The organism is Carnobacterium sp. ISL-102 (assembly GCF_018612935.1).
GTDB classification, from domain to species: domain Bacteria; phylum Bacillota; class Bacilli; order Lactobacillales; family Carnobacteriaceae; genus Carnobacterium_B; species Carnobacterium_B alterfunditum.
In genome coordinates this window covers 1-26,148 of sequence record NZ_JAGGRF010000037.1, presented here as the reverse complement: position 1 = coordinate 26,148, position 26,148 = coordinate 1, and the positions used below count along the sequence as shown (strand labels likewise).

The window sequence follows — 26,148 nt, the reverse complement described above, 5'->3', positions numbered from 1 at the left end:
TACCACCCTCATTAATTAGAAGAAAGAAAGAAAGAAAGAGGCTTTTAAAGAATACTTTAAGGTAAAAGTTTACATTTGTGTTAAGTTATGAAAAAATGAAATGAGACGAAAAGACAATGAATGAATTAAAGGAGGCGTTTTTAGTGGATCTAAATTTGGCAGGTAAAACAGCATTAGTAATGGCTTCAAGTCAAGGATTAGGCAAAGCAGTAGCAACTGAATTGGTAAGAGAAGGAACAAATGTGATGATTTCTAGCCGGAATACTGAAAAATTAAGAAAAGTTCAAGAAGAATTAAACGCAATTGGAAAAGGGAAAGTCTCTTTCTACACTGCTGATATTACTAAAAAAGAAGATATTCAGCAACTCGTAAAAGAAACGAAAAGAGTATTCGGTTCCATCGACATCCTTATCAATAACGCTGGTGGACCACCAACGGGTTCTTTTGAAGAATTTTCAGATGAAGATTGGGAAAATTCTTTTCAACTGAATTTATTGAGTTATATTCGCGCTATTCGTGAAGTTTTACCAGATTTAAAAGAGAACGGTGGAAAAATCATTAATATCGCCTCTTCATCGATCAAACAACCGATTTCAGGGTTGATATTATCGAATACATTTCGTCTTGGTGTTTTGGGTCTTAGCAAGACGTTAGCAGAGGAGTTAGGACCTTACAATATTTTAGTGAATACTGTTGCACCAGGACGAATTGCAACTGATAGGATCGCGATGTTAGATGAAATAATAGCCAAAAAACAGAATGTTTCTAAGGAAGAAATAGCAAAAAAAACACAAGAATCAATTCCGCTTGGCCGCTATGGAACGCCAGAGGAATTTGCAAAGTTTGTTGTTTTTCTAGTTTCAGATGTAAATTCCTATGTTACAGGATCGGCTTTGATGATTGATGGAGGAAGTGTCAAAGCAATTTAATAATGATGTTAATTCTCTAAGTGGGTAACAAAGCTTGAAGAATAACCTAGCAAAAAAAGTGGTTTAAAGTATTCAAGGAGGAAAGAATATGTTGCTAAGTGTCATTATGCCTGTATATAATACAAGCGCAACTTTAGGAGATGCAGTGAAAAGCGTTTTACAACAACAATATAGCGACTTTGAACTCATCTTGATCAATGATGGTTCTTCAGATAGTTCACCGGAAATTTGTGATTTATTAGCAAAAACGGATGAGCGTATTAAAGTTGTCCATCAAGAAAATAAAGGATTATCGGCCGCTAGAAATCAAGGAATAAAATCGGCTTCTGGTGAATTCTATGCGTTTATCGATAGCGATGATCGATTTGATAAAGAGGCTTTTTTGAATTTCTATAAAGAAAAAGTTCAACATCCAGATATGACCATGTATGTAATGAATTTTGATAAAGTATACGGTGGTATCAGTGTCCCTAAAAAACGCAGTAAGGATAAAATTATTATTGAGCCGAAAGAACTAATTAAATTGATATTCAGTTCCTCAGGAGTAGCTTTTTATACGTGGAATAAAATCTATCACCATAGTTTATTTCATAAAGTTTCTTTTCCAGAAGGAAAAATTTTTGAAGATATTGTGACGACTTATAAACTTGCTAAAATATCTAGCAAGACAATTGTGACGACTACTGTTGGTTATCATTATATCAGAAGATCAAACACTATTGTCAGTAGCACTTTTTCACCAAAATATTATGATATTCTAACTGAGACTGAACAATTATATGCTTTAATAAAAAAAGATTTTCCTGAATTAAAACATGAAGGCCTACAAAAGCTGATAGAGAGTATTAATTCTGTTGGATATAAATTAAGTCAAGCTCCTGAATCTATAAATACCAAAGTTTTTGGAGAGAGACTTCAACAAGATATCCAGCGCTATCAAGAAGAAATCGATAGCGATAAAAAAATACCATTGTATTTTAAAATAGGATTAAAATTACTGCAAAGTGATATCAGTTCTTATAAAGACTATTATAAAACTAACTTAAAAAAATTCATTATGGGAAAACAATCGAAAACAGAAGATAAGTCTTTATAAGAGACTAACATTGGGTCGTGCTTTTTAATTAACATTCCATAATAAATTTATTTTAGCTCTAAACACTATACGATATAGCTTCTAAATTTTCTATCTGAGGAGACCATAAGAAATGAAAAACTATAAAACGAGTAGAGAATTAAAATACGATACGAAAAAATTGCTTAAAGGAAGATGGAAAGATGCTATTTTATTAAATTTTATTCCAACAGTAATTCTGATAGTTATTACATTAGTATTTGCAGCGTTCATAATTGCATTAGTTCTTTATTCGGATACTGAATTTGGCAGTTGGGTAAATAGTTCTATGATGTCTGATGATGGAAATGGAAATGGAACAAGTAATGTCGGTAGTGCAATGCTATCAACACTTTTTACAGTAGGTATATCATTTACATTTTTAGACTGGTTCAGAAATCCTAGTATGAAGATCCACCCAATAAAAGATGGACTGCAAGTATTTTCTAAAAAGTATTTTCTTAGAGTATTGCTTATCTATGTTATATCCACTATCTTTATCACGTTATGGAGCCTGTTATTTATTATTCCAGGAATCATTAAATCATATGCTTATTCACAAGCATATTTAATTTATAAAGATCGTTCTAAGCAATTATCAAATGAAAAAATTTCTTCGCTAGACTGTATTACGGAAAGTAAAAACTTGATGAAGGGTCATAAATGGCGCCTTTTTGTATTGGATTTAAGTTTTATAGGCTGGGGGATCTTATCCGTTTTATCTTTAGGTATAGGGTTAATATGGTTACTTCCTTATCAAAACGCAACAAAAGTCGCTTTCTACGAAGATTTGATCAAAAATAATTAAATATGAGTTGACAGAATAAAAGGGATGAGATAAAACTCATATCCCTTTTATTTTTTTAGATGAATAAAATAACTGGAAGGTTGAAAGAATGAAGCTCTCGAATTTCATACTAAAAGCAGTATTGAGCAAATGATTTTTTGTGAAACTTGTTTACTGTTATGATAGAAACATAAGATAGTATGGAATTGAGGGGAATTATTTATGGTAGAAAGTACTAAGCAAGTTGAATTGTTCTTATTTATTAATCCAATCAGTCTTGCTTCATTGAAGATGGAAGAAGAAGCATTTAAGTTTATTGACACCTATAAAAAAAATGCGCAAATAACTATTTTTACTTATCATAATATCTATACACTCTATAGTTATATGATAAAAAATCAATTAGCGCCTGAAAGTACTGCTTTATGGAACAAGCTTCATAATGATAGTTACCATCTATCGCTAGCCTTTATTGCAGCTACTATACAGGGTAAAAAGAAGGGTAGAAAATTTTTGATGAACATTCAGCGTAAGATGTTGAAGCAAAAAGAACCATTGTCAAAATCGCTATTACTTGATTCGGCAAAAAAGTCAAATTTAGATATCGATATGTTTCTATCGGATCTTCATTCTCCATTTGTTCAAAAACTTTTTCTAGCTGATCAAAAAATCTCAAAATCTTTAGGAATAATAGGGACGCCGTCGTGCTTGTTAGTAACAACCGGCGAAGAAAAAAAGGCGACGCTGATAGAAAATTTTGTTACCGCAGAAGACTTGTATGCAATGGTTTGAAAAACTAAGTCTGAAACGACTTTTATCAAGAGTTGCTTGATTCCAGTAACATGTACATTACCGGAATCAATGTATGAATCAGAGACTTCTTTAAATCCAAATTTAGCTTTGAAATCTTTGATATTGTTTTTAGAATTTAATTCAATTGCCTTTTCTGTTTTTTTTGCTTACTGTTTGTTGCAGTATATTAACGTGTTGTAGAATAATGTATGTGCAAGATCTATTCTAAGTTTTTTCTGTAATTAAAATACGTACTATAAGAACATTGCCGTCATCAGTAATGAAGATACGAAAATAAGCTAATAGTTATTCATCCCCAATATAATTGATGTGCATGGAGTTTTGGACGTTACTATTGACATAGTGATAAGGAGACTCTTTCTCAATAACAAAAGTTACACTGCGTTCTTTAAAAAATACCAACTACTTTTAATTAATTCATCATATTTTTTATTCAATAGTCTCTTAAAAATAAAATCTATTGTAAATCGTAGCCTTTTATAAATGAGCTTTTTAAAAGATACGCGATTGGTTTAGGTCCTTTACCTTTTTTTAGTTATGGTTGACAAATAAAAAAGGTATTGATAAGATATGACTACAAAGATGTAAGAGTCTCTCTTACATTTTTTAAAAAAATAAATTAAGAAAGGAAGAAGCCCTGATGAAAAAGATGAACCGTTTAGACGTGTGTTGTTGTTTATGTTGTATAAACCACTCATGTCGACAAGTATCATCTTTTAATAGGACTTCTTCTTTTTTGTAAATACAACTATTTGATATACTCAATGGATTGCTGCTACTAAAATAATGATTAGGTGTATTGAAATAGATTTCAATTAGAAGAAACTAAATTAAGTTAGATGATTTGTGCATGAGTGTGAAAACTCATGTACTTTTTTTGTCCATTTTTTTAAAGTATGAATGAAGATAAGGAGAAGAAATATGTTGTTTAGAAAAATACAAGATTTGATAGGAGATACACCATTGCTAGAAATTCAAGGGTTTGAACTGCCTAAAAATAGCAAAATATTTGCAAAATTAGAAATGTTCAATCCTGGAGGAAGCATCAAAGATCGATTAGGAGTCAAATTAATAAAAACTGCTTTTAATAATGGATTGATAAATAAAGATACAACAATTATTGAACCTACCGCCGGAAATACAGGTATTGGTTTAGCTCTAGCAGCACAAGAATCTGGCTTAAGAGTCGTTTTTACAGTACCAGAAAAATTTAGTCAAGAAAAACAAGAATTAATGAAGGCACTTGGAGCGAAATTGATTTTTACACCTTCTGAAAAAGGGATGATCGGTGCCATAGAAAAAGCTAGGTCGTTAGCTGAAGAAATTACAAATAGCTACATTCCGATGCAGTTTGAAAATCAAGCGAATCCACTAACTTATTATGAAACCCTTGGACCAGAAATTATAAAAGATATACCTAGTCACGCAATCCACTCTTTTGTAGCTGGGGCAGGTAGTGGAGGAACCTTTATTGGAGCGGCAGCTTATTTAAAAGAAAAGAATCCAGCAATCCGTACAACTATTGTGGAACCTGAGGGCTCAATTTTAGGTGGCGGAACTGCTCACGGTCATAAAACAGAAGGGATAGGAATGGAATTTATACCCAATTTTTTAGACAAATCCTTGATTGATCACGTCTATACAATTTCTGATGAAGAAGCCTTTTATTATGTTAAACAATTAGCAGCAACAAATGGATTGTTTGTAGGGAGTTCAAGTGGAGCAGCGTTTGCAGCCTGTTTAAGAGAAGCCAAATTATTGCCAGAAGGAAGCACGATCATTACAGTTTTTCCAGATAGCAGTGAGCGTTACTTAAGTAAAAAAATATATCAATAGGAGAGTGTCAAAAATGAAAATGAAAACAAAGTTAATCCACGGTGGTATTAGTCATGATGAAGCGACAGGCTCGGTAAATGTACCCATTCACCAAACATCAACCTATAAACAAGAAAAAGTAGGCAAACACAAAGGGTATGAGTATTCAAGAACAGGAAATCCTACTCGTTTTGCAGTAGAAGAATTAATCAAGGACTTAGAAGAAGGCGTTAGAGGTTTTGCTTTTGGGTCAGGTTCAGCAGGTACACATACTGTGTTGTCTTTATTTTCTAAAGGAGACCATATTATTGTGGGCGATGATGTTTATGGAGGAACCTACCGTTTAATGAATAAAGTGCTTGTCCATCTTGGAATAACTTTTACAATGGTAGATACAAGTGATTTAAGAACTATTGAACCGGCTATTCTTCCAGAAACTAAAGCAATCTTTTTAGAAACACCAACCAACCCATTACTGAAGATAACCGATATTGAGGCTGTAGCTAGAATTGCAAAAGAGTCTAACTTAATAATTATTGTTGATAACACATTTGCTACGCCCTATCACCAACGCCCACTTACATTAGGAGCAGATATTGTCGTTCATAGTGCTTCTAAATATTTAGGCGGACACAGCGATATTGTTGCTGGATTAGTTACAACAAATAAGGAAGAACTTGCTGATAAAATCGGATTTTTGCAGAATGCAATTGGTGGGATTTTAGGGCCGCAAGATAGCTGGATTTTACAAAGAGGGATCAAAACTTTAGGCATTAGAATGGAAGAACATGAAAAAAATGCTCATGAAGTGGTGCAATACTTAATCAATCATTCGAGTATTGAAAAAGTCTATTACCCAGGATTAGAAAATCACCAAGGACATGCAATTGCTAAAAAACAAATGAGTGGCTTTGGTGGAATGATTTCATTTGAATTAAAAGAAGGCTTTTCAGCTAAAGACTTTGTCGAAAAATTAGAGCTTATTACGCTAGCTGAAAGCTTGGGAGCAGTTGAAAGTTTGATTGAAATCCCTGCATTGATGACACACGGATCTATTCCAAAAGAAGTTCGTTTAAAATCAGGTATAAAAGATGAATTGGTTCGTTTATCTGTTGGTTTAGAAGATGTAGAGGATCTAATAGAAGACTTGGATCAAGCATTAGCGTTTGTAACGAACAACAAAGGAGAATAGAAATCATGGGACGTGAATTTTTAGAAATTTTTACAGACTGGTCGAGTGATTACGATAATTTTGTTGAAGGAAACGATCCTGAATATAAATCAGTTTTTGAAGGATACAGCAGTATTTTGAAAGAAATAGTTCAAAGAAGTGGAAAGAATATTTTAGAATTTGGGATAGGGACTGGAAATTTGACTCAGCAATTAATTATGGCAGAGAAATGGGTTTTTCCAATAGAACCATCTAAAGAAATGCGTAAAATAGCTAAAAAGAAATTACCAAGTGGGGTCATTATTTATGACGGCGATTTACAGCATTACCCAAAACCGACAAAATCAGTTGATACAATTGTTAGTTCTTATGTGTTTCATCATTTGACAGACAAGGAAAAAGAAACTTCCTTGAAAAAGTATGCTGATGAACTTGAAGAGGGCGGAAAGATTATTTTTGCAGATACGATGTTTGAATCTCAAGAAGCCCTTGAACAAAAAATTGAACAGGCTAAAGAAAAGAAGTTTTACGCATTAGCAGATGACCTAGAAAGGGAATACTATTCCCTTATTCCAACGTTATTAACTTTATTTGATCAAGCAGGATTCAACGCTTCTGTTCAACAAATGAATGACTATGTATGGATTGTAGAAGGAGTAAAGAGAATATAACAAGTAAGGAAGAAACGACACTGATTTATTTAGTGTCGTTTTATTTTTGGAAATTGAACTATTATCAGAAAATAATTCAACTAGCCTTTACAAAAATAAAATTAATTTTGATTAATTTTAACATTCATTAAAAAAATTAAGCTATGAAAACGCATTTCTTCCCAAAAATGTTTTTCAATGAAGTATAATGGTAATATTGTTAAAAAGATAACAAATTAAAAAGGTGGTAGGAAAGTAATGGAAACACAAAATACAGGTTTAATGTACAATATTGAAAAAAGTGTTATGAAAAAGCAAAGCTTATACGATAATAGCAAGTCACGTTATTTTGTCCGTGCGATGTTAGCTTGTTTATTCTTAACATTAGGAACAGCAGTTGCGGTTATGATCGGACAATCAGGCGAAGAGATCGCCCCTGGATTAGGAAAAATGCTTTACGCATTTATGTTTAGTTGGTCGCTAGTTATGATTATTTATATGAATGCAGAATTAGGCACATCAAATATGATGTATATGACAATTGCAATGCAAAGAAAGTGGTTGAAACCTAAAAAAGCTTTAGCAATCTTATTTTATTGTGTGTTATTCAACTTGATCGGCGGAATTATTGCAAGTTTAGTTATATCTTTCACATATAAGTTTCACGCATTGCCAAGCGACCATTTCCTGTTTACTGCGGTAGCCGGAAAACTAGCTAAAACACCTGTACAAGTCTTTTCAGAAGGTATTTTCGCAAATATTATTGTTAATACAGCCGTTTATTGTACGATACGAATGAAAGATGATGCTGGTAAAATTATTGCGATGATCTTCATCATTTTCATTTTTGCTTACCTAGGCTTTGAACACGTTATTGCCAATTTCTCTTCATTTTCATTAGCCTTTTTTGCTTCTGGCGGAACAGTCCCTGGTATGACGTTTAGTGCTGTAACGGTAAACTTGATCGTGGCTTTCCTAGGGAATTATGTTGGAGGAGCATTGATGATTGGAATGCTGTACTCATGGTTAAATAAAAATCAAACAGATTACGTAGATTAAATAAATGAATCATATAAAAAAAGACTGGGAAATTTCCCGGTCTTTTTTTATATGATCTATTATGACCAATTAATTTTTTTTCGTATCATATTTTGCCTTCTTTAATAAATCGTTCAAACGTATCAACAGATCAGTCTGGATACGCTGAAGTTTCTAGAATTGTTAAAAATAATTTCAGTTACTTCATTTTCGTACTGCTACTAGAAAACACTTCAAGCGTTTCAGATGCTATTTCTAGGCGTGCTCCTTCTTGTTTAAATCGTTGGAGGATTTCCGAAAAAATTTTGTCTTTTACGATACGGCGTTCTCGGTAGTCAACTGCATACCGGAGGCTTATTTCTACCCAATTGTCGTTAAAAGAAAGAAAAACTTGACTATCTAAAGAAGCATCTTCTAGCTTGTAACGTCTCTTCATATTTTCCCAAGCAATAACAGCTTCTTTGTTATATTGTCCGGTATGCTTTTCCACTATTTCTAATAAAACAGTTTTGGCTAACTTCATATCACTTTCAAAGCGCAATGGAATCATGATTTCATCCCATAAAAACTTGAAATTAGCGGTATAGTTGTATACAGGCGAGCTAAAGATATAACTGTTTGCAACACGAACGATTCTACCTGTGTATTGATCACCATTTACCCATTCTCCAATTTCCATTAAGGTGGTTCGCAGTACACCGATATCCACGACATCTCCTTTGATTCCTCCTAAGAGAACACGATCGCCTGTTTCAAAAAAATCACCAAATAAAATCGCAAACCATCCTGCAATGCTCATGATTACTTCTCGTAAAGCATATGTAATTCCAGCTCCAGCTAGGCCGATTGCTGTCGAAAGTCCAGTAAGGTTCCTACCAAAGATATACATAAATAGGATAAATAAAACAAGGTTATTTAGCCAACGAGCAATTTTCCGAGTAACGTACCAATGGCCTGAGTTTTTTAAATTTTCGTACAGACGATTCAAAATAAAGCGACGTGACAGATAAAGAATAATAAAGAATAAAAGAAACCAGATAATATTAACTAGTAAGGGGTATGATTCAGTAAAATTGCGGATAAATTCCATACGTGTAACTCCTTCCTCTCTATAAAAAGATGCTCATTCAGATTCGTTGCCATTATACTATATATTGATGGGTAAACGCGAAAAATGAACGCTACTACTAAAAAAAAGAAGGGGGATATGTTCCGTCTTTTTATATTTAAAAAGCATAGCTAATTGTTGACAGAAGATTGAACATGGCTCCATAATAAGAGTAAGTAAGAATTAAGCTAGGTTAAAGACTTTTTTTGAAAAGGAGGGTCAATCATGAAATTAGTACAGATAATACAGGACAAATTTCAAGGACTTATTCAAGCAATCAGACGCTATCCGCTCACTGTCATATTTTTAGTAGCTATTGCCGGGCTCAATGCTTATTTGATTCAACAAGAAACCGATGATTACACGAGATATTTGTATAGCTTTATTGTTGGTGTATTTTTAAGTGTGGTGGCTCAACACCTGTATGAACGTTTCTTTGAAAAGACGTATCAACGGATAGTGTTGATGGTCGGGACACTTCTTTTGACTGTTTTATACTATTATACTATTGGAACATCATCTGATTATGATCTTGAAATGTATGTTAAAACAGGCATTATTATCTTTATACTCACGATTGCGTTTATGTGGATCCCCACTATAAAAAATACGGTCACATTTAATCAGAGTTATCTTTCTGCCTTTAAGGCGTTGTTTATAACCTTGTTGTTTACGATGGTTTTATTCGCAGGTATTAGTTTGATTATTGTAGCTGTTGATCAATTATTGTTCTCAGTAGATGGAAAAGTAAATCTGCATAGCTTTAATTTAATTGGTTCACTTTTTTCACCTATTTTTTTCCTATCCTATACCCCATTGTATGTGAGCAAAAAAGACGAATCCACTCTAACGCCTGAAAAAATCACCGCTAAGCAGGAACAAATAAAAGAAGACATTTCTGTTCCTAAAGTACTTGAACTATTGATTTCATATATCATTATCCCGTTAACAGCAATTTTCACGATTATCTTATTAATTTACCTTTTACAGAATATCACAGGTGATTTTTGGACAAATAATTTATTAGAGCCGATGTTGGTTTCTTATTCGATCACCGTCATTGTCGTGTATCTTTTAGCGAGCAACATAGAGACTAAATCAGCTGTTCTCTTCAGAAAAATTTTTCCAAAAGTATTGGTTCCAATCGTTTTATTTCAAACTATTTCATCCGTTTTGAAGATCCAAGAAACAGGACTGACACATGGCCGCTACTACGTCATTTTATTTGGATTATTCGCAGTTATTGCAGGATTGATTTTTAGTATCTTACCTATAAGAAAGAATGGGTGGGTCGCGGTTGTGCTGATCGTACTTTCTACGATTTCCTTAATACCTCCAGTAGATGCTTTTACAGTTAGTCGAGTATCACAGACTAACTTACTAAAGGAAACACTTGAAAAAAATCAAATGCTAGAAGGAAATAGCATCATTCCTAATGCTGATATTCCTAAAGAAGATAAAATCATAATCAGCCAAACGATTCATTATTTAACCAACATGGACTATAGTAAAAATATAGCATTTCTAGAAACTTACGAACAGGAATTGAACTATCAATTTGAAGAGGTGGTCGGTTTCAAACCTATATATGATGGAATCGATTTTGTGGGCAATCAGTTACCTCAAGACTCTTATCACGCAATGTTGGATTGGAATCAAAATCAACTAATTTCAATCGAAGGTTACGATAAAATGGTTACGTACTCTTACTATGATTCAAGTGAAATCTCAGCACTTGGTTTCAAGGTTGAAGGTTCATCGTATACAATTGGTTCAGGGATGGAAGATGAGCAAACGAATCTTATTTTAACTGATGAAAATAACAACGTGATTTTGAGTATTGATCTTCAAGAGACGATGGACAAAATCGCTGCAACTACACAAACTGAAACTACACTGACTGTAGAAGAAGCAACTGTAATAACCGAAAATGAACGAGCCGAAATGAAAATAGTGTTTAGGTCAATTGATTTTTATAATAACAAGTACAATAGCGAGTTTTATTTATTTATTGATATTAAATAAAATTAAAAAGCATAGAATCTATCCTCTATTGGATAAATTCCATGCTTTTTTTAGTCAAATCGCTTTCGTTTTGGAGAGCTGGCAATAAAAAGAGCCTCACGGTATTTTGTCACAGTCCTTCGAGATATTTCAATGCCAGCTTTCTTTAAGAGATCCACAAGTTTTTGATCTGACAATGGTTTCTTAGAATCTTCTTCTTGAATAAATAGTTCGATTTTTTTCTTTATTTGGTTAGAAGAAATGGAACCATTACCTTCGATAGAAGTTGTAACCAAAGCATTTGTAAAGAAGTGCTTTAATTCAAATAGACCAAATTCAGTTGTAATGTATTTCCCATTGATGGCGCGGCTTACTGTCGATTCATGAATATCCAACTCTTCAGCAATGGTTTTAAGGATCAAGGATTGAATAGGATGATCCTCGGATAAAAAGAAAGCTTTTTGTGCATGTACAATGGCAATACCGATTTTAAGAATGGTATCTTCCCGTTGGATAAGGGTGTTTTTTAGCCACTCATATTCAGATTGCTTTTCTTTTATAAATATAGCTACTTCTTTATCCTTGATAACGCTTAATTCCTCATAATAATCTTTTTGGAAAACGATAACTGGAAGACCTGATTTAACAGAACTCACTATAATTTTTTGATCATCGGTTATCTTAACAGATAGATCCGGGCGAATGTATTGAGTAGGAGCATTTGAAAAAAGTGCTCCAGGATGAGGTGTGAGAGTTTTAATAAAATCAGAAACTTCTTGAACATCATGTAATGATATAGCATAACGCTTTGCAATGTGGTCCCATTTCCGATTAGCAAAAGCTTCAAATTCTTCTTCAAGGATCAGATATGCAAGATCCGGGGCCTCATCATTTCGTTCTGTTTGAAGCATCAAGCATTCTTGCAAATTTCTAGCGCCTACACCAGCAGGTTCTAACTGTTGTAAAAGAGTCAATGCATCGAGTAACTGAAGTGGGTCAGCTTTCGTTCGAGTGATGGCATCCTCCAACGAAAGAGTTAAATAGCCATTATTATCAAGGTATTGAGCTAGCCAAATGATTAAATCACGTAAGGTAGTTTCTCTGAAAGATAAATGGATTTGATCGATAACTGCGGAATAAAGAGAAGTAGTCGAAATCACTGCTAGTGTATCCCATATAGAACCATTAGTTGATTGATCTGTTCTGGATTGATTGCTGTTGTATTTTTGTGGTAAAGTTCCTTGGGTTTTTGGTGTTGATTTAACTGAAATAGAAATGAGAGGATTTTCTAAGGACTTCTGTTTTAAAAAATCAACTAAATCTTTACGGTTGTATTGCAGCATTTGAATGGCCTGTTGCAATTGGGGCGTCATAGTTAATTGCTGTTTTTGTAATTGAGTGTAATTTTGTTCGAATTTCAAAATGGTTTCACCTCTATTAGCAATAAGATTTGATATGTTCATCATAGCATATCAAACTTTAAATGAGAATAATCTAAAAGAAAGAAAAAATCGAAATAAAATAGTGTGGAAAAATGTTCACAATTAGCTTAGGAGTAGCTAACAGTTAATTGGATGATTATAATTAAAGTGAAGCCTATTCAATAAAACGAAAGTAAGTGTTTCGATAATGAAGCTATATATTAAAGAAAAACGATTTTCATGGCGAGATCAGTTTATTGTACAAGATGAGCAAAATGAACTGGTTTATAAAATTAAAAATGAACAGATCTCAATAGGGGATAAGGTGCATATTTATGATCATAATGAGGAAGAGATCCTGTCAATTGAAGAGAAAAAAATAGGCTTTTCCCCTAAATACAATATTTATCAAAATGGTGAAAAGATTGCTGCAGTAAAACAAATAAAAAATTTAGTTGCACCGGATTATGAAATTGAAAAAGTAAACTGGAAAATTAAAGGAGATGTTGAGGAAGAGGATTATGAAATCAAAGCAGGATTCAACGAAATTGCTTCTTTCAAAAAGAAATGGTTTTCTTATAGAGATTCCTATGTATTAGATATCAAGGAAGAAAAAGATGCCTTATTAACTTTAGGTATCGTTATTGCAATTTGGGGCTTACAATTAGATTGAAAAAAATTTAGCTTTATTTGTAAGGTCTATCGTTTGAGTATCGATTTCATAGACCTTACAATAATAATATAACTGTCTTTTACAGATGGTAAATACGAGGAGGGGAAAGAATGAAAAGACAAGTTGTTGGAAGCTATGCAAAGTCGCAAGAGGCAGTAGAAGCAGTCAAAGAATTACAAGGAAAAGGCTACCAAAAACAAGATATTACATTAATTTGTAGCGCAGAAGCTAGAAATTTGATTTCTAATACTACAGATGTAGAAGTAACTACTGATGAGGCTATTACCGGTGAAGCAGCTAAGGGAAATAGGACAGACCATCAGTCGATTTGGGAAAGAATCAAAGAAACTTTTTCTACGGATGATTATGATGATAGGGTGTTTACAAGCACTGACGATGACCCTCTGTACGCTTACCAAAAAGATATAGCAAATGGAAATATTATTGTTATGGTCAATATAGAACGAAAAAGAACTGGCTTAGATGGATCCGAATAGAATAGATGGTGCTAAAACAAAAATTTATATTAAAAACGATAAAAGGCTTATAGACTGATTGAATCGGTTTATAAGCTTTTTATCGTTTTTACTTATTTAGTAAGAAAACTCAATAGGTCGACTTTTTGGCATCGTATAAGCTTGAAACAACAAAATAAATACCAGCAACTCCTAGAATGATGATATAACCGCTAATCAAACCAGCCGTAAGATAGCCACCTAAAGTTAAACCAATAGCTGCTATCAGTTGAGAGATTTGAAAAGAAAGAGAGCCAAAACTTAAATAAGAAGCTTGCTTATCTTCAGGAATCAAATCAACTTGTCGTGCCGTTAGAATAGGGGCCGAAGCTAACTCTCCAAAGGTTGCTAAAATCGTTAAAGGAATCAAAAGATAAATACTATTTGCAGAAGCCATCAATCCGTACCCACTAATATAAATAAGTAGGCCCACAATAATAACGGTACGCTCCGTTTTTTTCTCTGTTATTCTTGAAACAATAAAAGTGAAAAAGACAACCATGATAGTGTTGATTACTTGCAGAATACTTAACATTCTTACTCCATCAATATTTACAGAGAAAAGAGTGATGGGTTCAAACTCTTTTGATAAGCGAATACCGGTATAGTTTTGTAAAGAAAATTCAGCAGCACTATAAAGAGCGATACCTAAGATCAAAATAACCCAACGCTTATCTTTGGCGGCGATGTAGTAATTGGTAAACAAATCATGGAAAATAGTTTTCCCTTTAGTGTGGGAAACTGAGTTTTTATAGCTGAGATTTTTTTGTAGAAAAGCAGAAACTGCAAATTGTAGAAGTGCTGCTCCAAAAAATAGATAGACAAGATAATACTTAAACAAGAAACCGGCTATAGAAGCACCTAAAGCCATGGATAAATTAAAGGACCAATATTCAAGCTGATAGACTTTTTTTCGTTCAGCAGGAACAGTTGAATCAAGTAGGACGGCATCAAAGGCAGAGTAATATAAATTATAAGTGATACCACAAATAAGATAACCACCGATAAGCCAAAAATGATGAGACAGAATACCCGTAAAATTCAAAGCAACAACAAACAAGGATACTCCATATAAATTTTGGAAGATCATTAGAATTTTTTTGCGTTGAAAATTATCAGCTAAATAGCCGCCAATGATCCCAGCTAAAAATGAGGAGACGACATTTATCATAACCAATATTCCAAGCATTTCTGGGCTGAATAGACCGGCCAAGTAAATAATTAGGTAAGGAATGGTACAAGCATAAACTAAACTGCTAAAAAAAGAGGTGACTAAGGTTGTTTGAATGTTTTTTGAAAAAGATGATAGCATAACGATCTCCTTATAAAGTAATGGAACCAGCTGATAGTTTATCTACTCAGTGTCCTTATCTAATTTTTAGTTTATTTGCTTATTTGAAACGATAGAAGTGCAGAACACGAACTAACAAGTCTAAAATAGTCTTTCAAATGAGCTTCTTAAAAATAGAGTAGCATAATTTTAAGAATATAAGAATATAAAATTTAGAAAAAATAATGAATAGAGGAGATCTAGCTTCTTTTCATTTGTTTTGTATAAAAAAAGCACTGCAAAATTTCAGCAGTACCTCTAAAGAAATGCGATTATAAACTTATTTACGTACGTCTTCTACAGCATTTAATTTTTCCACATCTTCTGGAGAGATGGTGAAATCTAATTGGCTGTTTTCGATGATTCTCTCTTCGTGGGTTGATTTTGGAAGTGGCAAGGTTTTACGTTCTAAGCAGTAACGAATACATAATTGTGCAGGGGTTACGCCATATTTTTTAGCCATTTCTTTGATCTCTGGACTATTCAATGTTTGACCTGTTGCTAGTGGTGAGTATGCTTCTACTACAATATTGTGTTTTTCACAAAAAGTAAGAAGGTCTTCTTGATCATGTCCAACATAGAAAGGAATTTGATTAACCATGGGTACGATATCACAAGCGTCAATAAGAGCTTGAATATCAGATTCAGTAAAGTTTGAAACCCCAATCGCACGAATTTTCCCGTCATTATATAATTTTTCCATTGCTTTCCAAGATTGAATATTGCCTTCAGTATGGTCGGTGCCTATTGCATCCCAAGGCCATGGAGCATGGATAAGATAAAGGTCTAAGTAATCTACTCCTAAATTTGTAATGGTTGTATTGAAAGCTTCTAAAGTTTCATCGTAACCTTTAATTTGAGCGGGTAATTTGCTTGTGATAAAAATTTCTTCACGTGGCAAATCGAAGTCTTTGATAGCTTTTCCAACGTTTTCTTCATTTTTGTAAGCTAATGCTGTATCAATATGAGTGTAACCATTCTTAAGGGCCATCGTTACTGCAGCGTAAGCTTCCTCATTTGGGATCTGCCACGTACCAAATCCGATATTTGGAAGCTCAACGCCATTGTGAAACACAAAAGTTTTTTCTTTCATCATAAATTATTTCCTCCTCATTTTTAAAGATGTTACTTTTCTATTGTAAGCTTTTTCAGAAGGTAAGTAAAATAATGTTGTATACGTTTTCTGTTTTTTAAAATACATTATCGATAAGAAAAATAAAGCAATCGTTTGTTCTTTTTAAATATCAATTTTAAAGCCAGTAAATCAAAAGAAGTGTTAGTGATGGATACTCATCACTAACACTTCTCCAGCTACAATTAATACTTTATTTTTGTACCGACACTCTTTTCCAATAAAACAGCACCTAAGGCTCCAACAATTCCTTGAAGTAAATTTCCTGGAATCGAAATTGCTGCTCCAGCTAAACCATACATGAAGCTTTCAGCCACAAAATAACCAAAAGCCATAAAAAGACCAGCCGGAATAGTAGCTAAAAGAGGCTTATGATAACCTGTTTTTTGAAAAATCCAACCACAAATATATCCTTGGAGCCCTTTTACTACAAATGTGATAGGAGCATAAAAAGCATAACCAACTATAATATCAGCAAGAGCGCTTCCTAATCCGCCAACAAGAAAGCCGGCTTTTTTTCCTAAAAAAAGGGCTGCAAACAACAAAACCATATCTCCTAAATTAATATAGCCGCGAAAGGTCGGAATACGAATGACGATCGTCATTACTATAGTCATAGCCATGAATAGAGCAATTGTTACAATTTTTTTAGTGCTGATTTTTTGCATGATCCTCATCCTTTATATATATGCATAAAGTTATCTTATCTTTTTTTAGGGACAATGTCATGATTTTTTTTTCGAATTTAAAAAATAATAAAAAAGAACCGATTCTATAATGTGAAATATGCTAGACTAGACAGAGATATGAACCAAGTAGAAGAGGAGAAAAAGATGAAACAGCCTAGAATTTTAGTGATTCAAGATATTTCAACAAGCTGCCGGATTTCAATGAATGTGGCAGTGCCGATTTTAAGTTGTTTAGAAAATTGGGTAAGTATTTTGCCTACAGCACTCTTGTCAACACATACCGGTAAAGGCTTTGAAGGATACACTTTTTTAGATTTAAGTGCTGAGATTCCAGTTATCTTAAACCATTGGAGCTCTCTAGGAATAAAATTTGACGGGATCGTCATTGGCTATTTAAGCTCTGTAGAACAAATTAGATTGATGAAAAATATCATTACTCAGTTTACAACTGAAGAAGCTCTGATTGTGTTAGATCCAGTGATGGGCGATCACGGAAACTTATATCCAGGTTTTTCTTCGGAACATGTTAAAGCAATGCGTGAATTATGCCAATTTGCAGACGTGTTGATTCCGAATGTAACGGAAGCCTGTTTGTTAACGGGAACAACTTATCCTAAAAAGCCCCATACTAAAAAAACAATTGATCCAATCATCAGCAAACTAAACAAACAGAATAAGCAAAGTATTGTGTTATCTGGCGTGACCGGAACTGACAAACAAGTAGGGACTGCTTTTATTACCAAAGGAAGCTTAGAAATTTGTTATGCTTTTTCGCAGGTTCATCCAGGACATTTTGATGGGGTAGGAGATTTGTTTACAAGCGTAATAGCTGGATTCTTATTTCAACAACAGAGTTTGAGAAGAGCTAATGAAGTAGCTGTAAACTATATTTCAAAAGTAGTTAAACGAACAATTGATGATCAAATCGATCCTCTATATGGGATAGCTTTTGAGAAAGATTTGATGTATCTAATGGAAGAATTAAAAAAAGAAACACTCTAATTTATGCAAACAACCAAAATTTACAGCTTTTGGTTGTTTTTTATTTTTTAGTTTAGTCAAATTAATAGCAATTTGTTAGTAGTTTAGTTATACTTCTTATTAGTAAGAGGAATTGTCTTGAAATAACTAATATGTACTTGGAGGAAAGCAAAATGAGAGCTGTTATTATAGAAGAATATGGTGGAAAAGAAAAGTTGAAAGAAACAGAAGTACCAATGCCAATAGCTAAAGCACATCAAGTTATTGTAAAGGAAAGAGCAACTTCAATCAATCCTATTGACTGGAAACTACGTGAAGGATACTTGAAAGAAATGATGCCATGGGAATTTCCCATCATCTTAGGATGGGATGTTGCAGGAGAAATTGCTGAAGTAGGCAGTGAAGTAACCGATTGGAAAGTTGGAGATCGCGTATTTGCACGTCCAGAGACAACACGTTTTGGAACTTACGCTGAATATACAGCAGTAGATGATAACTTATTAGCTTATATTCCTGAAACTATTTCATTTGAAGAAGCAGCGGCTGTTCCCTTAGCTGGATTGACTGCTTGGCAAGCATTATTTGATTATGGAAAATTGGCCGCAGGAGAAAAAATCTTGATTCATGCTGGTTCTGGCGGTGTAGGGACATACGCGATACAATTAGCAAAGAGTAAAGGTGCTTTTGTTATCTCTACAGCAAGTGAAAAAAATCGCGATTTATTGCTGAGTTTAGGTGTCGATCAATTTATTGACTACAAAAATGAAGACTTCACCGAAATTTTAAATGATGTAGATGTTATTTTTGATACTATGGGTGGAGAAGTATTAAAAAATAGTTTTAAAGTTGTTAAACCTCATACTGGGAGAGTTATTTCCATCGTTGCGGAAGCAGACAAAGAGTTGATCGAGACCGCAGATGTTGCATTTCATAATATCTGGTTAGAACCGAATGGCAAACAATTGACAAAATTGGCTAACTTGATGGAACAAGGAAAAGTGAAATCAATTATCGGAGCCACTTATCCATTGAGTGAAAAAGGCATTTACGATGCTCACGCAATGAGCGAGACCCATCATGCGGTAGGTAAAATCGTTATAAAAGTAGGAGAGTAAGGAATTCTATTAAAATAATGCTAATTTATAGAAGGCAAAGCAGCGACTGTATTATTCAGTCGCTGCTTTTTTTTGAAAGTATAGAAATATTTATGCAAAGTTTTTCTAAGTTAGATGACTATTTACTGGGAGCCTCTTTCATGAGGGCTAGTTCAATCTTGAGAGCAGTTTTCAGTTCCAAAATCTTAATATTGTACTAATAAGGTAATGGTTTGTTATATTCAATTTCGGTAATTTCAAAATTAAACCAATTAAAAGTTCCTGATTTTAATTTCCAAGAGACATTGCCACTTGAAGGAATAAGTATTCCATCAAGTTTTTTATAATCACATAAAGTAATTGACCACATTTCTAATCTAAACTCTTTATTAAATTCTCCATACCTTTCAGCGTCAAATTTAATAACCTCACCCTTATCATTAAACGAGAATACCCCGGAGGCAGTTATACCTTTGTAGGTCATGGTTGCCTTAGTAGTATCACCATCGTCTTGATCCCAAGTTACATATTCATTTAAAGCTGCAGTAGGAAACCATACCATTTCAGCAAGGTATCTTAATAAGGTACCCTGATTGATTTCTTTCCCTTTGGAATTGGCAACAGTGAATAATGAAAGGAGTTTAATAAGCATGCTTCCTTTTCCGTCATAATATTTATCTCTTCCTGCAATATGAATTAAGGGAGCAGCTTTAATACTTGCTTTCCAGATAAATCCAGGCTCCTCTGTAGTGAAATATTGTTCCGCTTGAACAGACATCCATTGTTTATCAGTACCTAATCTCATAGCTGCTTTTTGTTTTAAGCGAACCGCCATTATGTTCTCCTTTCCAACAATTCTAGAATATTCAAGCCACTTTTGAACATTTTTTGGCAGCGCTTCTATATTTGTCTTAGTTACAATAGTACTCTTGGTTTTTGTCCTGCTAAATAGCTCTTTAATTTCATTTTCTACACTTCTATTAAATAGACGGTTTCCCATAAATGAGCCAACTATAAATAAAATAAAAAGTACAATAATACTGATTAACACACGAATTATTATTGACATATTAACCCTCCTAAAAAATCTGAATTATGTTTATTTCTGCTTTTTACGATATCTTCCATCGAATTCTTTAAAGACGTCTAAATACCTAATAATACTAGTCAACAGAATTATTTTACTATTTTGATAAAGTTATCTATTAAATAGTATTCTTTCTTAATTGAATGGTGTTTTATTTTACCAAAAGTTAACTTGGGAACCATAAGTTGGTTGGATGATTCAGTAGTACAAAATATTTTAATAATACTTAGTTTATTTGAAAGAAAAGTACGTGAAAATTCTCCATTCATAAGTTTATGAAGCTATCATACCACTGAAATTTCAAGTTAAACCATTTTTGGATTGGTTACAAGTAATGGGGATGAACCATATTTATTTATTTACCAGTACCTTTGAATAAAAAATAATAGTCAAGAACGGCGCATGTTTAGATAGGGTGTTAAATATGTACAAAATATGGCTAAATATGCAAAACAATCGTTTCTTAAATTAAAAACAATATGTAACCGTTTGCAGCAATGAAAATGTAATAAAGTAGGCAGCTTTGTTAAGTAATTAGCATCATTTTAGTGAATTTTCTATGCTATAATAACGAATGTGAGAAAAATAAGAAGGTATAAAAAACCACGGAGGGTATGCTTTGAAAAAGAAAATGATGACTGGAATTATCGCAACTCTATTATTTGCCAGTCCTATCGTAATGCCAACTGCTGCAGAAGCAGCGAGCGTTGAAGAACTTGAGAACCAAAAAGCTGAATTAGAAAATAAATCAGCCGACTTAAATTCAAAAATCCAATCACAAGAAAATACACTAAATAATCTAGAAGCTGAAAAAGCAAATCTTGAATCAGAAGTTGAAAAATTACAAACAGATATTGATGCAGTCGTTTTAGAATTAAAAGCACAAGAACAAAAATTAGCTGATTCAGAAACTAAAATCGAGAAATTAAAAGCTGAGATCAAAAAACTGAAAGACCTAATTGCTAGACGTGAAGAAAAATTAGAGCACCAAGCAAGAACTGTTCAAACAGATGGAAGTACATCTAATATGGTTGAGCTAGTGTTGGCTGCAGACAGCTTATCCGATTTGATTGGCCGCGTTGGTGTGGTAAATCAATTAGTTTCTGCAAATAAAGATATCGTAATACAACAAGAGAATGATAAAAAAGAAGTAGAAAAAAATGAACAGGCTGCTCAGAAAGAAAAAGTAGCTATTGTATCACTAAAAGCTAAAATCGAAGTGAATAAAAGTAACCTAGTTGCTCAAAAAGCAGAATTAGACGATAAAATCATTCAAGTAGCAACTAAATATGATATGACAGAGTCTGAGAAAAAACAATTTGTAAAAGAACAAGCCGTTGTTGCTACTCAAACAAGTGTCTTATCTAGTGAATTACAAGAAGAGCGTCAACGCATTATTGTAGCAGAAGAAAAAGCGCAAGCAGCTGCTAAAAAAGCAGAAGCAGAAGCGGAAGTTAAAGCTGCAAAAGCAGAAGCTGCGGCTGCAGCAAAAGCTGTAGAAGTTAAACAAACGAGCAAGTCCAGCACTTCAACAGTCACTTCTGCACCGTCAAGTAGTTCAGCTTCTGCAAATAGTTCAGGTTTTATTAATCCAAGCGCAGGATATACTACTTCTTCTTATGGCTACCGTATTCACCCGATTACAGGTGTAAATAAATTACATGGTGGAACTGATTTTGGTGGCGGTGGTCCAATCGTTGCAGCCCAAAGCGGAAAAATTATTTTTGCTGGTTACAGCAGCTCTTGGGGTTATTATGTAAAAATCGATCATGGAAACGGCGTTCAATCACTTTATGCGCATATGGTGGCAGGAAGCTTACTCGTTTCTTCTGGACAACAGGTTTCTCAAGGTCAACAAATTGGAACAATGGGTACAACTGGTTCTTCCACAGGAGTCCATTTACACTTTGAAATCTATGTAAATGGTTCGCGTGTTGACCCTGCAAGTTATCTATAAGAAAAATGGTTCTATAAAAAATTGATCTAAGTACAGTAACTTATAAATTTAAAAATAGAAACAGCTGAAGTCCGCTCTTTAAAAGAGCGGACTTTTTTAGTAGAATGAATAAGAAGTAGAAGAAACGAGCGGAGGATCACAAATGGAAGTAATTTTATCCACAAAAAATGAACGCGTAAAAAATTGGAGAAAGCTGCAAACTAAAAAAGGGCGCCAAAAGGCAGGGGTCTATTTGATAGAAGGTTTCCATTTAATAGAAGAAGCTTTAAAAAATCATGCAATAATTTTGGAAATGATGATAAGTGAAGAAATTGCATTTGAAGATATTCCGCAATTTGATGAAGAAAAACAAGTCGAAATTTCTAATGAGATTGCAAAACTCTTAAGTGAAACAGAAACTTCCCAAGGTGTTTTTGCGGTTGTCCAAAAAGCAGAACTAATCAATGAACCAATCTTAGATAAACCATTTTTATTACTCGATAATGTTCAAGATCCAGGAAACGTTGGAACGATGGTTCGCACAGCAGATGCTGCTGGTTTTGGCGGAGTGGTTTTAGGAAAAGGGTCTGTAGATCTTTACAATAGTAAAGTCTTGCGGTCTATGCAAGGCAGTCATTTTCACTTGCCTATTTATCAAGGCGATTTAAATGAATGGTTTGACTTATTCTTTAAAAATGGCTTTCCAGTTTATGGAACGGAATTAAATGAAGAAGCTGTTTCTTATCGGTCTATTGAACCGCAATCTGTTTATGGATTAGTCATGGGGAATGAAGGAAATGGTATGTCTGATGAATTATTAAAACGAACTACTAAAAATCTTTACATTCCAATTGTTGGACAAGCGGAGTCTCTAAATGTTGCAGTAGCGGCTGGAATAGTTATGTTCTGGTTAACAAAAATAGAATAACTTGTGGTGAAAAGTTGTGTCTAAAAAAATGAGTTTTCCTAATATTTCTTTAAGTTTAAGCTTTTCGTCTTTGAAAAAAAGGCCATACAATGTAAAATTGGAACCAGCTAGAAAAAAATATAAATATTAAAGCGAAGGAAGTCATGTAATGATCGAACCAAAGTGGAAGCAAGATTTAGAATACATTGCTCTTGTTGAAGATTTGTTGGAATTTGAAGAAGTGAAAAAGCTAAATGACTATACACAACATTATTTTACCACAAGGTTAGAACATTCAATTAGTGTATCTTATATCAGTTATGGTATTGCCAAAAAACGTGGATTGGATGTTAGAGCAATAGCTCGCGCAGGATTGCTTCATGATTTATTTTATTATGACTGGAGAATAACGAAATTTGAAGAAGGCTCTCATGCTTATGTCCATCCTCGAATGGCTTGTGAAAATGCCAAGAAATTAACTGAGTTAAGTGAACTAGAATGCGATATTATTATTAAACATATGTGGTTAGCTACAGTAGCTTTACCCAAGTATAAAGAAAGTTATATTGTGACATTTGTTGATAAATATTGTGCGGTAAAAGAAGTAACTGTTCCTTTGACTAGTAAAATGAAAACATCGGTAAAAAATGCTTGGGCACGTTTAAAACCGGCTACAGCTCAATAAAAATATAGATTAATTGTAATAGAGAATTTCAAGTTAAAAATAAAAAGACTAAACCTTAACTAAGGCTTAGTCTTTTTTTGTGCAATAGTATCATTACTTTGTTTAGGAGAAAGAATAAAAAAAAATCCATGATTCAGCAATATCTTCTTCAGGATGTTCAAGGTAAAAGGCTTGTTGAGCTTCTGAATCTGATTGGACATTGAGGTGTTGCCACTCTTTGTAATAATCAATCCAAAATTCTTCATAATATAAATTCATATACGAATCAGGAGTGCTTTCTCTATAGAAAGAAGAGTAAGTAGTTTCTTTTTGACTAGAGGTTTTCCAATCGTAATTGCTGACCATTTGCTTATTATTTAAAGTTAGAAGTTGGCCATATTCATGAATTAAAGTGTAATAAAAGTATTTTTATCAGTGCTATCCACAAAGTCAACGCCAAGTTGCCAAGTATCTCCATTGTAGTCTAACGGTTCAACGTAGCCTAAAAGAATGTTAGCTCCATCTGAGAAAACGGAGAAAGAATAAATGTTTGTGCGTAAATCTTTCGGAATGATAGTCCTAAAGGTGTCCCATAGTTGATTATAAGCAATCGTATTTCTAGCAAATTCAGTCTGATTAGTATTAGCAGTATTGATGATTTTTTTGGAAAGAGCATCATTAGTAACTTGGTAGGTGACAATGGTTGATTGTTGGATTAAAGCACTTTGACTTTGTTCTATGTTACTACCAGCTTTTGTAGGAGCTCCAGATGTGAAGTCTAAAGGATCGCCAATAAGTTCTTTTATTTCATTAAGGTAAGCATCCCCCTCTTCAATAATGACTTCACTGCTAGGCTTTTCAATGGCATCGTTAATAGGCCCTTGCATTGTGATGACATCATAAAAGAAATAGCCTAGAAACAATAATGAGCTAGTGAAAATCCAAAATAAGATTCGTTGCATCTCGTTTTCACCTCCAAAAATTTCGTTATTTAGATACTGTAAGTTTAGTGAATGTAAATAAAATTGTAAAGCAAAGATACCTTTCAACATGCAAAGAAACGCATTCGTTAAAGTAATAGAAAGACTATTTTTTAAGACACACAAACAATACATAAAATTTTCAAAAAAAAGATTGTCGAAGCATAACTCAAAGTATATAATAATTCTTGCCGTATAAGTTGTAAGAGATAATTTATGTCTTCTTAAGCTAGTGAGATAGCAATGTAAACGGTTCAATAAATGCCACAATAAAATGAATTTTTAGATAGGATTGGAGGAAGCTTAAATGATAGAGGTAACTTTTACCAAGCAAAAAGCACTTATTAGAGAAGCAAGTTTAGTAGACTTGCCAGAAATGGTAGATATCTATAATAAGGCAATACTTACAGGAGGAATCACCTGTGATCTTGATCCGTTTATGATAGAAGAAAGAAAATCATGGTTTGATTCTCATCAAATAGAAAAATATCCGCTGTTTGTTTATGAAGTTGATGGAAAGGTTGCTGGATATAGTCATTTAAGTGGATACCGAGTAGGAAGAAGAGCGGTAGATCAGGTCGCTGAAATTAGTTACTATGTAAATGGTGATTACCGGAATCGTGGTATTGGATCAAAGTTAGTTGATTATGCGTTACAGCAAGCTAAAGAGATTGGTTATCAAAACGTTATTGCAATGATTGTAGAAGGCAACGGAGCAAGTGAATACATTCTTGGGAAATTTGGTTTTAAACAATGGGGAAGAATGCCGAAAATTGCTGAATTTAACGGAGTGTTACACGATCATTTGTATTATGGATTGAGAATCAACTAAAAAAATTAATAAAAAGTAAAATCAGATAGGCTTGAAAAGGGTTTGATTCTACTTTTTTTTAATTGAACTTTAAATTATGAATAGATTTTTATTTAATTGAATAAATATTCTTTAGACCTAGCGGATGATTCAATGAGAAAAGACTTAATTAGTTCGTGTTTACTTAAAAAAAGAGTCGAGAGTTTAGAAACAACGAATTAATGTTTGTGGTTAATAGAAATGTGTTTTTTTTGTAAAAAAAACATTGACGATACTCTGAATCCCTGTTATATTAATACATGTCGCTGAGACAGGTTGAAACAAACCGACAAAGCGAGAAACAAAAATTAAAAAAGTTGTTGACAGACAGTTTATGACATGATATTATATATAAGTTGTCACAAACAAACAACACGCTTTAGACCTTTGAAAACTAAACAAAGTAAGATGAAATAAATGTGAGGGTGACTTAGCAGTGCTAAGTCAACAGTAACAAAAT

The 26,148-nt window shown here is 33.4% G+C and carries 24 protein-coding genes; 17 read left to right on the top strand and 7 right to left on the bottom strand.

The features are described from left to right. Nucleotides 1-143: 143 nt before the first annotated feature. The 8 genes from J7E16_RS10185 to J7E16_RS10150 all read left to right on the top strand — a co-directional run bounded on the left by J7E16_RS10185 (nt 144) and on the right by J7E16_RS10150 (nt 8,338). Nucleotides 144-929 carry an SDR family oxidoreductase gene (locus J7E16_RS10185; protein WP_214891424.1) on the top strand — a complete coding sequence of 262 codons (786 nt, stop codon included), beginning with the start codon at nt 144-146 and terminating at the stop codon, nt 927-929. A gap of 88 nt (nt 930-1,017) precedes the next feature. Next, nucleotides 1,018-2,025, top strand: coding sequence for a glycosyltransferase family 2 protein (locus tag J7E16_RS10180; protein WP_214891422.1), 1,008 nt, complete (start codon nt 1,018-1,020; stop codon nt 2,023-2,025). Between the two features lie 112 nt (nt 2,026-2,137). Then, nucleotides 2,138-2,851: a DUF975 family protein gene (locus tag J7E16_RS10175; protein ID WP_214891421.1), complete on the top strand. Its 714-nt coding sequence runs from the start codon at nt 2,138-2,140 to the stop codon at nt 2,849-2,851. Between the two features lie 201 nt (nt 2,852-3,052). Then, nucleotides 3,053-3,622 carry a DsbA family protein gene (locus J7E16_RS10170; RefSeq protein ID WP_214891419.1) on the top strand — a complete coding sequence of 190 codons (570 nt, stop codon included), beginning with the start codon at nt 3,053-3,055 and terminating at the stop codon, nt 3,620-3,622. 942 nt (nt 3,623-4,564) lie between these two features. Next, complete coding sequence (locus tag J7E16_RS10165; protein WP_214891417.1) at nt 4,565-5,479, top strand: PLP-dependent cysteine synthase family protein; 915 nt, start codon at nt 4,565-4,567, stop codon at nt 5,477-5,479. A gap of 13 nt (nt 5,480-5,492) precedes the next feature. Next, entirely contained in the window at nt 5,493-6,650 is a 1,158-nt protein-coding gene (locus J7E16_RS10160) for a cystathionine gamma-synthase (RefSeq protein ID WP_214891415.1), read from the top strand. Nucleotides 6,651-6,655: 5 nt separating this feature from the next. Then, nucleotides 6,656-7,300, top strand: coding sequence for a class I SAM-dependent methyltransferase (locus J7E16_RS10155; protein ID WP_214891413.1), 645 nt, complete (start codon nt 6,656-6,658; stop codon nt 7,298-7,300). Between the two features lie 237 nt (nt 7,301-7,537). Then, on the top strand, nt 7,538-8,338 hold the full coding sequence (locus J7E16_RS10150) for a formate/nitrite transporter family protein (protein ID WP_034547761.1): 801 nt from the start codon (nt 7,538-7,540) through the stop codon (nt 8,336-8,338). Nucleotides 8,339-8,516: 178 nt separating this feature from the next. Here J7E16_RS10150 and J7E16_RS10145 read toward each other — a convergent pair whose 3' ends face one another. Then, nucleotides 8,517-9,407, bottom strand: coding sequence for a mechanosensitive ion channel family protein (locus J7E16_RS10145; RefSeq protein WP_214891410.1), 891 nt, complete (start codon nt 9,405-9,407; stop codon nt 8,517-8,519). A 243-nt stretch (nt 9,408-9,650) separates the two neighbouring features. On the opposite strand from J7E16_RS10145, the gene J7E16_RS10140 reads away from it, so the two are divergent. Then, complete coding sequence (locus J7E16_RS10140; protein WP_214891408.1) at nt 9,651-11,450, top strand: DUF4153 domain-containing protein; 1,800 nt, start codon at nt 9,651-9,653, stop codon at nt 11,448-11,450. Nucleotides 11,451-11,500: 50 nt separating this feature from the next. Here J7E16_RS10140 and rpoN read toward each other — a convergent pair whose 3' ends face one another. Continuing rightward, nucleotides 11,501-12,850 carry an RNA polymerase factor sigma-54 gene (gene rpoN, locus J7E16_RS10135; protein WP_214891406.1) on the bottom strand — a complete coding sequence of 450 codons (1,350 nt, stop codon included), beginning with the start codon at nt 12,848-12,850 and terminating at the stop codon, nt 11,501-11,503. 208 nt (nt 12,851-13,058) lie between these two features. Between rpoN and J7E16_RS10130 the strand changes: the two genes are divergently transcribed. Together J7E16_RS10130 and J7E16_RS10125 are read left to right on the top strand one after the other, a co-directional pair. Then, the gene (locus J7E16_RS10130) at nt 13,059-13,523 is read left to right on the top strand and encodes an LURP-one-related/scramblase family protein (RefSeq protein ID WP_214891404.1); all 465 of its coding nucleotides are present in this window, start codon (nt 13,059-13,061) and stop codon (nt 13,521-13,523) included. A 110-nt stretch (nt 13,524-13,633) separates the two neighbouring features. Further along, nucleotides 13,634-14,020: a general stress protein gene (locus J7E16_RS10125; protein ID WP_214891402.1), complete on the top strand. Its 387-nt coding sequence runs from the start codon at nt 13,634-13,636 to the stop codon at nt 14,018-14,020. 109 nt (nt 14,021-14,129) lie between these two features. Here the strand turns inward: J7E16_RS10125 and J7E16_RS10120 are convergent, their stop codons facing one another. From J7E16_RS10120 to J7E16_RS10110, 3 genes are all read right to left on the bottom strand, one after another. Next, a complete protein-coding gene (locus tag J7E16_RS10120; protein WP_214891400.1) occupies nt 14,130-15,350 on the bottom strand; it encodes an MFS transporter in 1,221 nt (406 codons plus the stop codon). 298 nt (nt 15,351-15,648) lie between these two features. Beyond that, nucleotides 15,649-16,464 (bottom strand): aldo/keto reductase, encoded by an 816-nt coding sequence (locus J7E16_RS10115; RefSeq protein ID WP_214891398.1) that lies wholly within the window; start codon nt 16,462-16,464, stop codon nt 15,649-15,651. A gap of 221 nt (nt 16,465-16,685) precedes the next feature. After that, nucleotides 16,686-17,168 carry an ECF transporter S component gene (locus tag J7E16_RS10110; protein ID WP_034547775.1) on the bottom strand — a complete coding sequence of 161 codons (483 nt, stop codon included), beginning with the start codon at nt 17,166-17,168 and terminating at the stop codon, nt 16,686-16,688. Between the two features lie 165 nt (nt 17,169-17,333). Here J7E16_RS10110 and J7E16_RS10105 point away from each other — a divergent pair, with 165 nt between their 5' ends. Together J7E16_RS10105 and J7E16_RS10100 are read left to right on the top strand one after the other, a co-directional pair. After that, nucleotides 17,334-18,191, top strand: a complete 858-nt coding sequence (locus J7E16_RS10105) for a pyridoxamine kinase (protein WP_214891396.1) — start codon at nt 17,334-17,336, stop codon at nt 18,189-18,191. A gap of 152 nt (nt 18,192-18,343) precedes the next feature. Beyond that, on the top strand, nt 18,344-19,285 hold the full coding sequence (locus J7E16_RS10100) for an NADP-dependent oxidoreductase (protein ID WP_214891394.1): 942 nt from the start codon (nt 18,344-18,346) through the stop codon (nt 19,283-19,285). Nucleotides 19,286-19,481: 196 nt separating this feature from the next. On the opposite strand, the gene J7E16_RS10095 is transcribed toward J7E16_RS10100, so the two are convergent. Beyond that, a complete protein-coding gene (locus tag J7E16_RS10095; protein WP_214891392.1) occupies nt 19,482-20,333 on the bottom strand; it encodes a DUF6920 family protein in 852 nt (283 codons plus the stop codon). Between the two features lie 637 nt (nt 20,334-20,970). Between J7E16_RS10095 and J7E16_RS10090 the strand changes: the two genes are divergently transcribed. The 3 genes from J7E16_RS10090 to J7E16_RS10080 all read left to right on the top strand — a co-directional run bounded on the left by J7E16_RS10090 (nt 20,971) and on the right by J7E16_RS10080 (nt 23,879). Beyond that, a complete protein-coding gene (locus J7E16_RS10090; protein ID WP_214891390.1) occupies nt 20,971-22,308 on the top strand; it encodes a murein hydrolase activator EnvC family protein in 1,338 nt (445 codons plus the stop codon). Nucleotides 22,309-22,450: 142 nt separating this feature from the next. Continuing rightward, nucleotides 22,451-23,215 (top strand): TrmH family RNA methyltransferase, encoded by a 765-nt coding sequence (locus J7E16_RS10085; protein ID WP_214891388.1) that lies wholly within the window; start codon nt 22,451-22,453, stop codon nt 23,213-23,215. 151 nt (nt 23,216-23,366) lie between these two features. Then, complete coding sequence (locus J7E16_RS10080) at nt 23,367-23,879, top strand: HD domain-containing protein (RefSeq protein WP_353049888.1); 513 nt, start codon at nt 23,367-23,369, stop codon at nt 23,877-23,879. Between the two features lie 386 nt (nt 23,880-24,265). Here the strand turns inward: J7E16_RS10080 and J7E16_RS10075 are convergent, their stop codons facing one another. After that, on the bottom strand, nt 24,266-24,820 hold the full coding sequence (locus J7E16_RS10075; RefSeq protein ID WP_214891384.1) for a hypothetical protein: 555 nt from the start codon (nt 24,818-24,820) through the stop codon (nt 24,266-24,268). A gap of 325 nt (nt 24,821-25,145) precedes the next feature. Between J7E16_RS10075 and J7E16_RS10070 the strand changes: the two genes are divergently transcribed. Continuing rightward, nucleotides 25,146-25,670 (top strand): GNAT family N-acetyltransferase, encoded by a 525-nt coding sequence (locus J7E16_RS10070; protein ID WP_214891382.1) that lies wholly within the window; start codon nt 25,146-25,148, stop codon nt 25,668-25,670. The last annotated feature ends 478 nt before the right edge of the window (nt 25,671-26,148 follow it).

Coding starts and splice junctions, on each gene's coding strand:
- J7E16_RS10105 (WP_214891396.1), top strand. CDS start 17,334: ATGAAACAGCCTAGAATTTTAGTGATTCAAGATATTTCAACAAGCTGC.
- J7E16_RS10165 (WP_214891417.1), top strand. CDS start 4,565: ATGTTGTTTAGAAAAATACAAGATTTGATAGGAGATACACCATTGCTA.
- J7E16_RS10130 (WP_214891404.1), top strand. CDS start 13,059: ATGAAGCTATATATTAAAGAAAAACGATTTTCATGGCGAGATCAGTTT.
- J7E16_RS10075 (WP_214891384.1), bottom strand. CDS start 24,820: ATGCAACGAATCTTATTTTGGATTTTCACTAGCTCATTATTGTTTCTA.
- J7E16_RS10095 (WP_214891392.1), bottom strand. CDS start 20,333: ATGTCAATAATAATTCGTGTGTTAATCAGTATTATTGTACTTTTTATT.
- J7E16_RS10180 (WP_214891422.1), top strand. CDS start 1,018: ATGTTGCTAAGTGTCATTATGCCTGTATATAATACAAGCGCAACTTTA.
- J7E16_RS10115 (WP_214891398.1), bottom strand. CDS start 16,464: ATGATGAAAGAAAAAACTTTTGTGTTTCACAATGGCGTTGAGCTTCCA.
- J7E16_RS10175 (WP_214891421.1), top strand. CDS start 2,138: ATGAAAAACTATAAAACGAGTAGAGAATTAAAATACGATACGAAAAAA.
- J7E16_RS10140 (WP_214891408.1), top strand. CDS start 9,651: ATGAAATTAGTACAGATAATACAGGACAAATTTCAAGGACTTATTCAA.
- J7E16_RS10085 (WP_214891388.1), top strand. CDS start 22,451: ATGGAAGTAATTTTATCCACAAAAAATGAACGCGTAAAAAATTGGAGA.
- J7E16_RS10120 (WP_214891400.1), bottom strand. CDS start 15,350: ATGCTATCATCTTTTTCAAAAAACATTCAAACAACCTTAGTCACCTCT.
- J7E16_RS10170 (WP_214891419.1), top strand. CDS start 3,053: ATGGTAGAAAGTACTAAGCAAGTTGAATTGTTCTTATTTATTAATCCA.
- J7E16_RS10150 (WP_034547761.1), top strand. CDS start 7,538: ATGGAAACACAAAATACAGGTTTAATGTACAATATTGAAAAAAGTGTT.
- J7E16_RS10070 (WP_214891382.1), top strand. CDS start 25,146: ATGATAGAGGTAACTTTTACCAAGCAAAAAGCACTTATTAGAGAAGCA.
- J7E16_RS10155 (WP_214891413.1), top strand. CDS start 6,656: ATGGGACGTGAATTTTTAGAAATTTTTACAGACTGGTCGAGTGATTAC.
- J7E16_RS10160 (WP_214891415.1), top strand. CDS start 5,493: ATGAAAATGAAAACAAAGTTAATCCACGGTGGTATTAGTCATGATGAA.
- J7E16_RS10145 (WP_214891410.1), bottom strand. CDS start 9,407: ATGGAATTTATCCGCAATTTTACTGAATCATACCCCTTACTAGTTAAT.
- J7E16_RS10100 (WP_214891394.1), top strand. CDS start 18,344: ATGAGAGCTGTTATTATAGAAGAATATGGTGGAAAAGAAAAGTTGAAA.
- J7E16_RS10125 (WP_214891402.1), top strand. CDS start 13,634: ATGAAAAGACAAGTTGTTGGAAGCTATGCAAAGTCGCAAGAGGCAGTA.
- J7E16_RS10110 (WP_034547775.1), bottom strand. CDS start 17,168: ATGCAAAAAATCAGCACTAAAAAAATTGTAACAATTGCTCTATTCATG.